The organism is Pseudohongiella spirulinae (assembly GCF_001444425.1).
In the GTDB taxonomy this organism is placed as follows: domain Bacteria; phylum Pseudomonadota; class Gammaproteobacteria; order Pseudomonadales; family Pseudohongiellaceae; genus Pseudohongiella; species Pseudohongiella spirulinae.
In genome coordinates this window covers 1,842,765-1,856,411 of record NZ_CP013189.1, presented here as the reverse complement: position 1 = coordinate 1,856,411, position 13,647 = coordinate 1,842,765, and the positions used below count along the sequence as shown (strand labels likewise).

The window sequence follows — 13,647 nt, the reverse complement described above, 5'->3', positions numbered from 1 at the left end:
ACTCGGGGATCAATAATCAAAATATAAGAGGATAGCTGATGACTGCAGCAGCCCCGGTCGCCGCCCGGCGATGGTTGTCGCGGACTGCGTTGTTGGTGGTCACCTGTGCGCTGAGCTGGCTCAGCGCCGCCGCCAATGCCCAGACCACTGATGAAATCCGTGCCATTGAAGATTCCATCATCAAAATCTACACCACGTCCGCGGAGCCGGATTATTTCACGCCATGGCGGCTCATGAACCCTTCACAAAGCAGCGGCTCCGGTGCTGTTATTGAGGGTCAACGTATCCTGACCAATGCGCATGTGGTTGCCAACGCCAGCTACGTGCAGGTTCAGAAGCACAACGACCCCGAGCGCTACCTGGCCAGTGTTGAGTTTGTCTCACATGCATCCGACCTGGCCCTGATCCGCGTTGAAGACAGTTCATTTTTTGACGATGCACCGGCACTGGAGATCGGCAATCTGCCGGAACCCAACACCGAGGTGCTGGTGTTTGGCTACCCGATTGGCGGGCGCACATTGAGCGTGACCAAAGGCGTGCTGTCGCGCGTGGAACAGCAGGTGTATGCGCATTCGGGCGAGTTTTTGCTGGCGGGCCAGATTGACGCGGCCATCAACCCTGGCAACAGCGGTGGCCCGGTGATTGCCGATGGCAAGATTGCCGGCGTGGTCATGCAGTCGGCCGGAGGCAGCCGCACCGAGGCGCTGGGTTATTTTGTGCCGCCGGATATTGTGCGTCACATGCTGACTGATGCCAGCAACGGCAGCTACGACGGATTCCCGGATCTGGGTTTTCGCACCCAGGACCTTGAGAGTCCGGCAGCCAAGTCCCGTTATGGCCTGACGCCGGATCAAAGCGGCGTGCTGGTTATCAAGGTGTTTGAGGAATCGCCCGCCGACGGTATTTTGCAGGAGAACGACGTGCTGCTGAGTATCGACGGTTTTGAAGTAGCCGGTGACAGCTCTATCCGTCTGAGCCGCGACCTGCAGACCAACTATAAACATGCTATTGACCTGAAACAGATAGGCGATACGGTGCCACTGCGCATCGCACGTAACGGTCAGGTCCTGGATGTGGAACTCACTGCCCAGCGTCGTCAGCAGAGCTATAGTCTGGTGCGCTCTGAAGAGTTCGATGCTGTGCCTGAGTATTATATTTACGGCGGCATTCTGTTTGTGCCTCTGAACATGAACCTGATCAAACGCTGGGGTAACGACTGGACACGCAGCGCCCCTGTGAATATGCTGCACGCCCGCAGTCAGTGGGCGTCGCCGGAGAAGCGCGAAGTGGTGGTGGCCCTGCAGGTGCTGGCTGCCGATGTGAATCTGGGTTATCACGATGTGCGCAACTGGATTGTTGAGACGGTCAACGGTGAGCCCATCCGTGACTTTTATGATTTCAGCCGCAAATTGCACAACAACGAAGAGCCGTATGTGGTGTTTCGCAGTGAATCGGGCTTCCAGCTTGTTGTCGACCATCAGCAGGCACGCGACAGCGAACTGGATATTCTGAACCGTTACCGCATTCCGGCCCCGTATTCAGAAGGCCTGTTTGACTCGCCCGCACTGGCCCGGGTTCAACCTTAAAACGCATCGCAGGAGTTCCGCGCACCATGAGTATCAAGTCAGACAAATGGATTCGTAAAATGGCCCAGGAGCACGGCATGATTGAGCCGTTTGAACCGGGTCAGATCCGCTATGTGGATGGCGGCAAGGTGATTTCTTATGGCACCTCCAGCTACGGCTATGATGTGCGCTGCGCCTCGGAGTTCAAGATCTTCACCAATGTGCATACCACCAATGTAGTTGATCCCAAGAACTTCGATGAGACCAGTTTTGTCTCCATCGACGAGCCGTACTGCATCATCCCGCCCAATTCCTTCGCACTGGCGCGCACGGTGGAGTATTTCCGCATCCCGCCGGATGTGCTGACCATCTGCCTGGGCAAATCCACTTATGCACGCTGCGGCATTATTGTGAATGTGACGCCGCTGGAGCCTGAATGGGAAGGGCATGTCACGCTGGAGTTCTCCAACACCACGCCGCTGCCGGCCAAGATCTACGCCAACGAAGGCGTGGCGCAGATGCTGTTCTATCAGGGTGATGAGCAGTGCGAGGTTACCTACAAACAGCGCGGCGGCAAGTACATGGGTCAGACCGGCGTCACTCCGCCCCGAGCCTGACACGGGGGACGGAGGCGGTCTACGTCCCCACTTAATTGATTGGTTAGCGCGTCTTGGTGGTGAACGCGATTACGGTCGGCTACATCCCTTACGGGAAATTCCGGCGCTGCAGAACTCGACGTCGCAGCTGCGCCGCTCCGGACTCAGACAGGCTTCGCGCTTTATCGGAATTTCCCGCAAGGGATAAACGTGGCCTGATTGACCGTAATCGCGTTCACCACCAAGACGCTTAATCACTGACATTGCCCTGGGGACGTAGACCGCCTCCGTCCCCCGTGTCAGGCTCGGGTGCAGGGTGAGATTATGAGCATCGCTTTGATTCTGGCGCTGGTGGGGCTGGCGCTGATTGACAGTACCAGCATCGGGACTTTGCTGATTCCGGTCTGGTTGCTGCTGGACCATCGGCGGATTCGGTTGTCGCGTATGTTGCTTTATTTGGGCACCATTGCCGGGTTTTACCTGGTAGTGGGGCTGGTGTTGGCACTTGGGGCTGATGCGGTGATGGGCAGCATGGCTGAGGATGTGCCCGCCGACACCGAGGCAACCCCAGGCGTGTTTGCAATGGCGTTGACCGTGGCTCAGTTGCTGGTGGGCATCTGGCTGTTTGCGATCAGCTGGCGCTTTGACAGTAGCAAGCCGGGGGCGGCAGAGCGCGTAAAACGTTGGAAGGACAGGGCGCATGAGGCGACAACTTCACCGCGGGTGTTGATGGGACTGGCTTTGTTCGCAGGTATCGCCGAGCTGGCGACCATGTTGCCGTATCTGGGCGCTATTGCAATGATTACGGCCGCCGACATGTCTGCGTTGACCATGTTCATTGTCATGGCGTCCTATTGTTTCGTGATGATCATGCCGGCTTTGTGTCTGCTGGTTATGCGCCGCATCATGCACGAGCGCATTCAACCCATTCTGGTCGGGGTTGACGACTGGATCTGCCGCAATGCCGAATCGGCTCTGGGCTGGACACTGGGTATTGCCGGCTTTCTGATTGCTCAGGATGCAGTTGGACGCTTGATCTGAAGACTCTTTTGCCTGCCAGCCCTATGTTACAAGGGTGCGTACCTTGGCGAGCACCTCGTTTAACACGCCGGTGGGAGCGGCCTCAATGAATTTAACGCCGCGATAGTCGTAGTCGATGGTTTTGACCTGCTGACATAGCACAGCACCCTGCGTCGTGGTTCCCTGCAGGTGGACCTCAAAACCGTGTCCGCGTATCCGACTGGTTATGGGGGCGACCAGTGCCAGTTTGATCTGCCAGTTGAAGACCTCGGGAGAGAGCACAATCGCAGGACGCCGTCGTGCCTGCTCGTGCCCGGCGGACGGGTCGAAGTCTGTCCATATAATGTCGCCACGCGCAGGGATATAAGCCATTTAATCGGACTCCCTGCCCACAGGAGCATCATGAAGCCACTGCTTATCCTCGTCGTCGAGTGCCAACTTGTCTGACGGGGTCGCTTCCAGAAGGTCCTCCAGTCGGTAAACAGGAGCAGCCTGCCGGATCACAATCGTTCCATCCACGACTTCGATTTGTATTGCATCACCCACACGCAGTCCAGCCTCTGCCAGCACCGGTGCAGGTATGATGGTCCCCGCTGAGTTGCCCCATTTGCGAATATTTGTTTGCATGTCAGTTGCCAGCATCCAGTTTATACCCCTTGTATATTATCATCTGCATTGAGTTATACAATGTTTAAACAAAGTTGCCGCTTGTCAAAGGGCGGTCCTAAAAACCCACAGCAATCCCGATTACAAAAGCAGCCAGTATTGCGACAAATCCAAACTGCAATATTTCTGTACTGTAGAGTTTGCATGTTTGATATGCGCAAGGGCCCTTGCGCCCGGCTTTGACGTTTCTCTCCAGAAAATACTCAAGCACAATGCCCGGTAGGGAAGTCGCAAAAAGCATCGCTATCAGAACTGCACTCCTTGCCACAGATGATATCCCCGCCGACAGAAGAATTACGGCAGCAAACCCAAGAAAGACAAAGCAGCTGGCTGCTAATTGCCTGAACAGCAACAACTGTGACTCAAACAAGAAAGAGGGGCGATTCTTACCGATCAACAAAAGCGGCCGTTCAATTTTGATCATGCAACCTCAGCGGAGTAACAGTAAATTCTGAATCCGGGACGGAGTTTCCTCCGTCCCATCATTTGCTTTTAAGAACCTTGTTGGGTCATTGTCATTGCCATGCCTGTGGCTCCCGCAGCAAACATGACAGTTCTCCCCACCATGCCTGCGGGTTATAATGTCTGGGCTCTAAAGCCTGAATCATACTGACCTCCTCATCCTGAGAAATTGAGTTTCTATCCTCCGACCAATAAAAATGATTGGGCGCATATGTTTTATAGAACAAAATAACCGGCGCTGCCGGGTTTTATTTGGGCCCCGCCTTACGATCGGAGCTCTGACGCTTGGCAACTACGAAGTGAGCGCGGTGCGGGTGGGCAGGGACACTGCCATTCAGGCCACGTTTATCCCTGACGGGAAATTCCGAAAAAGCGCGAAGCCTGTCTGAGTCCTGAGACGCGCAGCGTCGAAGTCGAGTTCTGCAGCGCCGGAATTTCCCGTCAGGGATGTGGCCGGCAGAGTCCCTGCCCAGCCGCACCGCGCGGTCAGCATACTCGTTAAACACCAGAGTCAGATCAGTGAGCCGTCCCCAGCGTCAAAAACCCGTCGACGGCAAAACACTGCCGCTACCTAAGCTATTGAAAAATAAGATATCACCTAGATGGCACGGACATTGCTTGCCTCATGCACGGAAACAAATAACCGCCAAAAACGGGACAAAAGCATGGCAGCAAGCCCTTTACGAGTCGTCGAACAACCCAGCGCGCAGTCGTTGGAGCTGGCGTTTCAGGCCTTTAATAAACTCTCCAGTGAGTTGACACAGACCTATCATGCGCTGGAAACGCGGGTACGTGATCTGACCGCAGAGCTGGAGGCGGCCAACGCACAACGTCTGCAGGAGCTGGCGGAAAAAGAGCGCATTGCGCATCGTCTGAGCAAACTGTTGCAACTGCTGCCGGGCGGGGTTTTGGTCTTGAATGCCCGCGGTCAGATAGCTGAGTGCAACCCCGCGGCAAAAGAGCTGCTGGGCACACCGCTGGAAGGGGAGTTGTGGGTCGATATCATCCGCCAGCGTTTTGCGCCGCGCAGTGACGATGGCCATGAAATATCCCTTGCCAATGGTAAGCGTGTGAGTCTGTTGAGCCGCTCTCTGGAAGAAGAACCGGGGCAGATTATTCTGATCACCGATCAAACGGAGACGCGTCGCTTGCAGCAGCGTCTGAGTCGTCATCAACGTCTGACTGAAATGGGTCAGATGGTCTCCTCTCTGGCACACCAGATCCGCACGCCGCTGGCTGCCGCCATGCTGTATGCGGGTAACCTGACCAACGCCACTGCGCAGGAACCCGAGCGTTTTACGCGTACTCATGAGCGCCTGATGTCACGTCTTCACAATATGGAGCGACAGGTCCGCGACATGCTGGTTTTCGCTCGTGGCGAAGCCGTTCTGGACGCCCGTCTGAGCATGGCGCAGCTGTTTGAGGAAACCCGCACCGCAGCTGAAGTATTGCTGAAGGCCAATCGCACTCAGTGTCAGTGGCAGAATCTGGCACCGGACTGTGTGCTGGAGTGCAACACTGAATCGCTGGTGGGCGCTTTGCTGAATCTGATAGAAAACGCCCAGCAGAATGCCGGCCCGGCTGTGCAGCTGACGGTGCGTGCTGATCACAACTGCCAGCCGGGTCAGATGCGCTTTTTTGTGCAGGATAACGGCCCCGGTATTGATCCGGCAGTCATCGATCAGGTAACCGAGGCATTTTATACCACGCGCGCACAGGGTACCGGTCTTGGTCTGGCAGTCGCCCAGGTGGTCGCCCGCGCTCATGGCGGACAATTTTTTATTGAAAATCTGGACAGTGAGACAGGCACCGGCGTACGTGCTGGATTTGTATTGCCGTGCCTGGGTAATTCTGCGAAGGAGTACAATTGATGAGTGACAAGGCATCCATTCTGGTGGTCGAAGATAATCCGGAGCTGCGTGAAGCACTGAGTGACACGCTGGAATACGCGGATTACAGGGTTATGGCTGTGGATTCCGGCGAAGCGGCGCTGGAAGCTCTGGCAGACAGACCGGTCGACATGGTGATATCAGACATCAATATGGATGGTATGGACGGTCACGAACTGTTGCAGCAGGTGCGCGCGCGGTTCCCGGTGATGCCGGTTGTACTGATTACCGCCTTTGGCAGTGTTGGCAGCTCAGTGCGCGCCATGCGGGAAGGTGCGGTTGACTATCTGCTGAAGCCCTTCAAACCGGAGCATCTGCTGGCAACTATTGAGAAGTACCTGGCACCTCGGGTGAACGGCAGCAACGACCCGGTAGCCGTTGAGCCAGCCAGTCAGCAGTTGCTGTCATTGGCCCGCAAGGTGGCGAGATCGGATGCCACGGTGCTGATTTCCGGCGAGAGCGGGACAGGCAAGGAAGTGCTGGCACAGTTTATTCACCGACAGTCCGCTCGCGCCGACGGCCCGTTTATTGCCATCAACTGCGCAGCCATTCCCGAAAATATGCTGGAAGCGACCTTGTTTGGTCACGAAAAAGGTTCATTCACCGGCGCCTATCAAAGCAGCCCGGGCAAATTTGAACAAGCCGATGGCGGCACCATTTTGCTGGATGAGATTTCAGAAATGGACATCGGCCTGCAAGCCAAAATTCTGCGGGTTCTGCAAGAGCGCGAGGTGGAACGTCTGGGCAGTCGCAAAACCATCAAACTGGATGTGCGGGTCATTGCCACCACCAACCGCGATCTGCGTCAACATGTCCGCGACGGCAAATTCCGCGAAGACCTCTATTACCGACTGAGTGTATTTCCGCTGGCCTGGCATCCATTGCGCAGCCGCCGCCAGGACATTGTGCCGCTGGCAGAGCGGCTGCTGGACCAACATACCAGCCGGATGGGGCGCACTGCTGTCAGGCTGGATAGTGAAGCGCGTCTGGCTCTGACTCAACACGATTGGCCGGGTAACGTAAGAGAGCTGGATAATGTGTTGCAACGGGCGCTTATTATTCAGGACGGCTCGGCAATCACCGCCTCTTGCCTGGGGCTGAATATGGACGCTGGACAGGCGCCAGCGGCACCGGAACATCAACCACTGCCAAACGCGTCTGTACCCGCCGAGTCGATTGGGCTGATTGAACAGAACGAAGGCGATGCTGATCTGAGTGCACTGGGCAATGACCTGAAGCAGCGCGAGTTTCAGATCATTCTGTCAACATTAAAGCAGCAGGGCGGACGACGCAAAGAAACTGCGGAAGTGCTGGGTGTCAGTGCCCGCACTTTGCGTTACAAACTGGCGCGTATGCGTGATCTTGGAATCCTGGGGAGCTGACTGATATGAATACTATTGGAGATCGTTCAGATATCAATCAACTGCTGATGCAGATGCGCGAAATACGCGGCCAGATCCAGACTCCGGAAGCCAATAAGCCGGATCTGAGCAATGCCGTTAACAATGGTCAGGCAGTTGGTCGCAGTGAAGGTCCCGGCTTTGGCGAGATGTTGAAGCAGGCGGTTGATTCCGTCGCGGACACCCAGCAGAAATCCGGTGAACTGCAACGCGCATTTGAACGCGGTGATCCTGGTGTAGATATCACTCAGGTCATGATTCAGATGCAAAAGGCCAGCGTTTCCTTTGAGGCCATGAACCAGGTTCGTAATCGCCTGGTCAGTGCTTATCAGGACATCATGAACATGCCGATCTGAGCAAAGCAACTTTGATACTGAATTGTATAAACAGGACTGTAAATAATGGCTGCTGATACTGCTGATAGCTCAACTGCAATGACAAAGTCCGGAGGCGCCGGTGCCGGAGGCGGTGTCAATTTCCTGACGGGATTCAATCGCCTGGATCTGCTCAGGCAGGGTGGCTTGTTACTGGGGCTGGCAGCCAGTATCGCCCTGGGTTTCTCTGTTGTGCTTTGGTCGCAACGCGAAGATTTTCAGCCACTGTATCCCAGTATGCAGGGTTTTAATGTGGCCGAGCTGGCCGAAGTACTGGAGTCAACGGCGCAGCCCTATCGTATTGATCCCGGCAGCGGTGTGTTATTGGTGCCTGCGGCGCAGGTTAACGAGATTCGTCTGCAAGTCGCTGCAGCAGGTATTTCCCGTGACAATGGCTACGGTTACGAGTTCATGGATCAGGAGCAGGGCCTGGGCACCAGCCAGTTCATGGAGAATAACCGTTACAAGCGCAGCCTTGAGGGTGAGCTGGCACGCACCATCGCCAGTTTCCGTCACGTACAGGCCGCGCGGGTGCATCTGGCCACGCCGGAGCGCACTGTGTTTGTTCGTGAGGCACGTGTCCCCACAGCATCGGTCTTTTTGACGTTGAACAGCGGCCGTCAGTTGACTGATGTGCAGGTGCAGGCGATTGCCAACCTGGTGGCCTCCAGCGTACCGGACATGGCGCCGGAAGGTGTGACGGTCGTGGATCAGTCCGGCAATCTGCTGTCGCGAAGAGGCGAGAACCGCGAGCTGGCTATTGCCGGTGAACAGTTTGAGTATGTCCGCCGCTATGAAGAAACGTTATCCAGTCGCATCAATCGTATCCTGATGCCGCTGCTGGGTGCTGGACGTTTTACCGCCGAGGTGGCGGCAGATATCGATTTCACTCGTATGGAGCAGGCGGCGGAAGTTTATAATCCGGACAGCACCGTACTGCGCAGCGAACAGTCCCTGAATGAGCAGCGCAACGCGGGTGACATCGTAGCAGGTATTCCCGGTGCACTCAGCAATCAGCCCCCGGCAGCGGGCGTGGCTCCTGAAGTGGCAGCTAACGCGGCGGCTGGCGGGAACACAGCAGGTGCGGCGGGCAATTCGCGCACCCAGGCTACCCGCAATTATGAAATGGACCGCACCATCAGCTACACCAGCTATGATCCTATTCGTGTCAAGCGATTGTCCGTTGCTGTTGTGATTGATGAACCGGCGGGCGAAACGGCGGCACCCTGGACGACCGATGATCTGGATCGCATTACCGCGCTGGTGCGTGATGCCGTTGGTTTTGATGTGGAACGTGGCGACAGCGTGACAGTCATCAACAAACAATTTGCGCAGGCCGAGATGGTCGCCGCCGACAGCTTTCCGATCTGGCAGGAGCCCTGGTTTGCCAGCGCGCTGAAGCAGGTCGCAGCCGCCATATTTGTGTTGATTCTGGTGTTTGGCGTGTTGATGCCCACAATTCGTCGCCTCACGTCAGTGGGCTCTGGTAGTCGTGCCGTGGCACCGGTTGGGGGCAGCAGCTCGGGGGGTGGGGATGTGCGCTATACTGACGTGCGTCCGGACAGCAATGGTGCAGCAGAAAAAGTCACGCTGAGCGGTGGTGATGATTTGCTGCTGGGCAGCCCCGGTGACAGTTATGAACGGCAACTCAGTGCCATTAAGGGTCTGGTTGCACAGGATCCTGCCCGCGTGGCGCAGGTGGTAAAAAACTGGATTTCTAACGATGGCTGATATGAATTCTCTTGAGCGAGCCGCGATTCTGCTGATGAGCATGGGCGAGAAAGATGCCGCCGAAGTGCTTAAACAGATGGGGCCAAAGGAAGTGCAGCGCGTGGGGGCGGCCATGTCTACCCTCAAGTCCGTGTCACAAGATACGGTCTCGGGCGTGCTTAACGAATTTCTGAATGAATGTGGTGCACAGAGCGGCCTGGGCATTGGCGCTGAAAACTACATCCGTAATATGCTCACCGAAGCGCTGGGTGAAGATCGAGCCCGAGGTTTTCTGGACAGGATTCTGCTGGGCAGTTCCGGCTCCGGTATCAACAGTCTGAAATGGATGGATCCGCGCTCGGTGGCGGATGTGATTCGTCTGGAACACCCACAGATACAGGCTGTCGTGCTGAGTTATCTGGATGCTGATCAGTCTGCCAATATTCTGGCTCAGTTTCCTGAGAAAGTGCGCCTTGAAATCATGATGCGCATTGCCTCACTGGAAAGTGTTCAGCCGGAAGCGTTGAAAGAACTCAATCACATTCTGGAAAAACAATTCTCGGGCAAGGGGTCCAATCCCTCAACCGTGATTGGTGGCACAAAAACCGCCGCCGAGATCATGAACAATCTGGATGGTGCGGTTGAGCAGGAACTGATGGAAGCCATTAAAGGCGTTGATGAAGATCTGGGTAATCAGATTCAGGATCTGATGTTTGTCTTTGACAATATGCGAGATGTGGATGATCGTGGCATTCAATCCCTGCTGCGTGAAGTGTCTTCTGAAGTGCTGATTCTTGCATTGAAAGGAGCAGATGACTTTCTTAAAGAAAAATTCTTCAACAATATGTCCAAGCGTGCGGCGGAATTGCTGCGCGATGACCTGGAAGCCAAAGGGCCGGTGCGTATCGTTGAAGTGGAAGCCGCTCAGAAAGAAATATTGGTGGTGGCGCGGCGCATGGCCGACGCCGGCGAAATTCAGCTTGGTGGTGGCAGCGAGGCAATGATCTGATATGCAGCGACACGTCTTTGATGGGGTGAATCGGGTATCACAGAAGCAGGCGGAAGCGCAGCCATTGCGTCGCTGGCTGCCGCCCACGATTGACAAGGGTGGCAAATTGATTCACGCCGAACCCCGTGAAGAGTCTCAGTTTCGTCAGGCGGTCAGTCAGAGTGCTTCTGCCAGTCATGCAGGTGCAGACGACAGTCCTGCCCGGCAGCCAGCAGATTTTGGCGCTTCGTACGACGAAGGCTATGAACAGGGACTGCTGGCCGGTCGCAAAGAGGGACTGCAAAAAGGTCTGGCAGAGGGCCGCGAACAGGGACAGAAACTCGGCTATGATGCCGGGTTTGAAGAAGGCCGACAGGCGGGTCTGCAGATGGGCGAAGAAGCCGGTCTCGCTAATGCCCAGCAAACGGTACGCCAGCAACTGAATGTCTTGAATAGTGTCATGACGCACCTGACACATGCAGTGAATGACCAGGACTATCAATTAGAACTGGCGCTGCTGGGTCTGGTGCGTGAGGTGGCGCGGCAGGTGGTGGCGCGCGAACTGAGCATAGACAGCCGCCACATCATGAAAATTGTGCAGCAGGCGCTTAACACTCTGCCGCCGACCCGTGACAATGTCCGAATTCTGGTGAACACTGCCGATAAGGAACTGGTGATGCGCGCCGCTGAAGAAGGCGGCGAGAATTGGCGGGTCATTGGCACACCGCAAATTGAACGCGGTGGCTGTCGGGTCGAAACTGATCACAGCGCGGTGGACTTTACGACCGGTGCGCGTTTTCGCCAGGCGATTGAACAGATAGTCAGCAAACAGTTTGCCGAGGAAGGTGATCTGCGCCATCAAGGGTTGCCGCCGGGCGAGTCGTTCGAAGAGGCCCCCGAGCCGGTGGTAAAAGCTATCAAGGAGGCGGCCGGGCATTCGCCGCGACGCGGCCTGGCAGAAGAAGCTGAATCTCTGGCTGGTCAGCAGCCCGGCAGTGATCCGCAGGAGCCGGTCTGATGTTTCAGCGGCAGAGCCTTGCGCAACGCTTGCGGGCCTATCATCCGCAAGCTGAACTTGATATTGAGCCGGTCATCGTCGGACGCCTGACGCGCGTGGTGGGCATGACACTGGAAGCCGTGGGTTGCAATGTTTCGCTGGGTCAGCGTTGTCTGGTCGGTCACAGTAATGGCGGTGAGATAGAGGCGGAAGTGGTGGGTTTCGACGGCCCCCGAATTTTTTTGATGCCGCTTTACAGCGTTGAAGGGTTACAGCCCGGCGCTCGTGTGATACCTGCCACCCAGGCTCAGACATTGTGGGTGGGCGATGGACTGCTGGGCCGCGTGCTTAACGGTTTTGGTGAACCGATTGACGGGCGCGGCGCGCTGGATACCACCGCCTGTCGCCCCGCAGAGTCGGAGCGCAGCATCAATCCTCTGAAACGCCAGCCCATCAAGCAGACCCTGGACGTCGGCATAGCGGCCATCAATGGTTTGCTGACGGTCGGTCGTGGTCAGCGTATCGGTCTGTTTGCCGGCTCCGGCGTGGGTAAGTCTGTTCTGCTGGGCATGATGACCCGCTTTACCGAAGCCGATGTGATTGTTGTAGGACTGATTGGTGAACGTGGCAGAGAGGTCAAGGAGTTTATTGACGAAATTCTGGGTGAAGAAGGGCTGCGTCGCTCTGTGGTGGTGGCCTCGCCCGCCGATGATTCGCCGCTCATGCGTTTGCGGGCGGCAACGGTGACCACACGCATCGCCGAAGGTTTTCGTGATCAGGGCAAAGATGTGCTGTTGTTGATGGATTCATTAACGCGCTACGCCATGGCACAGCGTGAAATTGCCCTGGCGATAGGCGAGCCGCCGGCCACCAAAGGGTATCCGCCCTCCGTGTTTGCACGCATACCGCAATTGGTGGAGCGTGCCGGTAACGCTGATAATGGCGAAGGAACCATCACGGCATTTTATACTGTCCTCACCGAAGGCGATGACCAGCAGGACCCCATTGCCGATTCATCCCGTGCGATTCTGGACGGCCATATCGTGCTGTCTCGCACCCTGGCCGAACAGGGCCACTATCCGGCCATTGATGTGGAAGCCTCCATTAGCCGGGTGATGCCAGCTGTGGTGTCCCCTGAGCACCTGGCCAAGGCTCAATTATTCAAGCGGGTTTACTCTCGTTATCAGCAGAATCGTGATCTGATCAGTGTGGGTGCCTACACCATGGGTGCGGACCGAGACATTGACTTTGCCATAGAGCGGATGCCGCACTTGCGTCAGTTCCTGCAACAGGGGCTGACGGAAAATGTCGCTTTGCCGGAGGCTGTAGAGCGTCTGAGCAAGGCTATCACGCCACCACAACGACGACTGCAGAATGGCCAGACGGCGGCCAGCAATGTCACGGCACTGCACGCTGGTGAAGCCCGTACCCTGGGTGGTAGCGCACGTGAGACAGGCGCACAGCAGGCTGACGGGCGAAGCGCATGAACCGCGTCAAGCGCATGCAGCCGGTCTTGCGCATTGCCGAGCTGGAGGCTGACAAGGCCGGACGCCTGCTGTCCCAGGCGCAGCAACTGGTACAGCAGGAAGAACAGAAATTGCAGCAGCTGGCTGAGTATCAGGACGACTACCGTCGCCGACTGCTCGATGCCGGGCGGCAGGGCATGACTGTGGACCGACTGCGTCTTTATGATGGTTTTCAGGGTCAACTGGACCGCGCCATCGCTCATCAGAAAACGGTTATCGCCACCCGTGAGCAGGAGGCCGAGCAATTTCGCCTGCAGTGGCAGCAGCTCGATATCCGCTTCAAGAGTCTGGAAAAAATGCTGCAACGTCTGCAGCAGGAAGCTGACCGGCAGCAAGCGCGAGTCGAACAGCGGAACCATGACGAATATGCCCGCCGGGGCGCGGGTGCAAAAAAAGCCTGGAATTAAAGCCTTCAGCAAGCTGGCACAGTTCTTGTTTGGTTCTTGTTAATTGT

General features: G+C 56.4%; 13 protein-coding genes and 1 pseudogene. 11 read left to right on the top strand and 3 right to left on the bottom strand.

Annotated elements, in window-relative coordinates:
- Window positions 1-38: 38 nt before the first annotated feature.
- The 3 genes from PS2015_RS08475 to PS2015_RS08465 all read left to right on the top strand — a co-directional run bounded on the left by PS2015_RS08475 (window position 39) and on the right by PS2015_RS08465 (window position 3,202).
- On the top strand, window positions 39-1,586 hold the full coding sequence (locus tag PS2015_RS08475) for a S1C family serine protease (protein ID WP_082628051.1): 1,548 nt from the start codon (window positions 39-41) through the stop codon (window positions 1,584-1,586).
- A gap of 26 nt (window positions 1,587-1,612) precedes the next feature.
- On the top strand, window positions 1,613-2,182 hold the full coding sequence (dcd, locus tag PS2015_RS08470; RefSeq protein ID WP_058021791.1) for a dCTP deaminase: 570 nt from the start codon (window positions 1,613-1,615) through the stop codon (window positions 2,180-2,182).
- Between the two features lie 303 nt (window positions 2,183-2,485).
- Window positions 2,486-3,202, top strand: a complete 717-nt coding sequence (locus PS2015_RS08465; RefSeq protein ID WP_058021790.1) for a GAP family protein — start codon at window positions 2,486-2,488, stop codon at window positions 3,200-3,202.
- Window positions 3,203-3,223: 21 nt separating this feature from the next.
- Here the strand turns inward: PS2015_RS08465 and PS2015_RS08460 are convergent, their stop codons facing one another.
- The 3 genes from PS2015_RS08460 to PS2015_RS08450 all read right to left on the bottom strand — a co-directional run bounded on the left by PS2015_RS08460 (window position 3,224) and on the right by PS2015_RS08450 (window position 4,271).
- A complete protein-coding gene (locus PS2015_RS08460; protein WP_058021789.1) occupies window positions 3,224-3,553 on the bottom strand; it encodes a type II toxin-antitoxin system PemK/MazF family toxin in 330 nt (109 codons plus the stop codon).
- Window positions 3,554-3,808 carry an AbrB/MazE/SpoVT family DNA-binding domain-containing protein gene (locus tag PS2015_RS08455; RefSeq protein ID WP_058023224.1) on the bottom strand — a complete coding sequence of 85 codons (255 nt, stop codon included), beginning with the start codon at window positions 3,806-3,808 and terminating at the stop codon, window positions 3,554-3,556.
- A gap of 97 nt (window positions 3,809-3,905) precedes the next feature.
- Window positions 3,906-4,271, bottom strand: coding sequence for a hypothetical protein (locus tag PS2015_RS08450; protein ID WP_058021788.1), 366 nt, complete (start codon window positions 4,269-4,271; stop codon window positions 3,906-3,908).
- Between the two features lie 703 nt (window positions 4,272-4,974).
- On the opposite strand from PS2015_RS08450, the gene PS2015_RS08445 reads away from it, so the two are divergent.
- The 8 genes and pseudogenes from PS2015_RS08445 (at window position 4,975) to fliJ (ending at window position 13,600) form a co-directional block, all read left to right on the top strand.
- On the top strand, window positions 4,975-6,180 hold the full coding sequence (locus PS2015_RS08445; protein WP_058021787.1) for a sensor histidine kinase: 1,206 nt from the start codon (window positions 4,975-4,977) through the stop codon (window positions 6,178-6,180).
- Window positions 6,180-7,580: a sigma-54-dependent transcriptional regulator gene (locus tag PS2015_RS08440; RefSeq protein WP_058021786.1), complete on the top strand. Its 1,401-nt coding sequence runs from the start codon at window positions 6,180-6,182 to the stop codon at window positions 7,578-7,580. The genes PS2015_RS08445 and PS2015_RS08440 overlap by 1 nt, the downstream gene beginning before the upstream one ends.
- A 5-nt stretch (window positions 7,581-7,585) precedes the next feature.
- Window positions 7,586-7,954 carry a flagellar hook-basal body complex protein FliE gene (gene fliE / locus PS2015_RS08435; RefSeq protein WP_058021785.1) on the top strand — a complete coding sequence of 123 codons (369 nt, stop codon included), beginning with the start codon at window positions 7,586-7,588 and terminating at the stop codon, window positions 7,952-7,954.
- Window positions 7,955-7,999: 45 nt separating this feature from the next.
- The gene (gene fliF, locus PS2015_RS08430; protein WP_058021784.1) at window positions 8,000-9,703 is read left to right on the top strand and encodes a flagellar basal-body MS-ring/collar protein FliF; all 1,704 of its coding nucleotides are present in this window, start codon (window positions 8,000-8,002) and stop codon (window positions 9,701-9,703) included.
- Window positions 9,696-10,691 (top strand): flagellar motor switch protein FliG, encoded by a 996-nt coding sequence (gene fliG / locus PS2015_RS08425; protein WP_058021783.1) that lies wholly within the window; start codon window positions 9,696-9,698, stop codon window positions 10,689-10,691. The genes fliF and fliG overlap by 8 nt, the downstream gene beginning before the upstream one ends.
- A 1-nt stretch (window position 10,692) precedes the next feature.
- The gene (locus PS2015_RS08420) at window positions 10,693-11,688 is read left to right on the top strand and encodes a flagellar assembly protein FliH (protein ID WP_058021782.1); all 996 of its coding nucleotides are present in this window, start codon (window positions 10,693-10,695) and stop codon (window positions 11,686-11,688) included.
- A pseudogene (gene fliI / locus PS2015_RS08415) lies at window positions 11,685-13,022 on the top strand (flagellar protein export ATPase FliI); the annotation flags it as partial. The gene PS2015_RS08420 and the pseudogene fliI, both read left to right, overlap by 4 nt.
- 128 nt (window positions 13,023-13,150) lie before the next feature.
- Entirely contained in the window at window positions 13,151-13,600 is a 450-nt protein-coding gene (fliJ, locus tag PS2015_RS08410) for a flagellar export protein FliJ (RefSeq protein ID WP_058021781.1), read from the top strand.
- The last annotated feature ends 47 nt before the right edge of the window (window positions 13,601-13,647 follow it).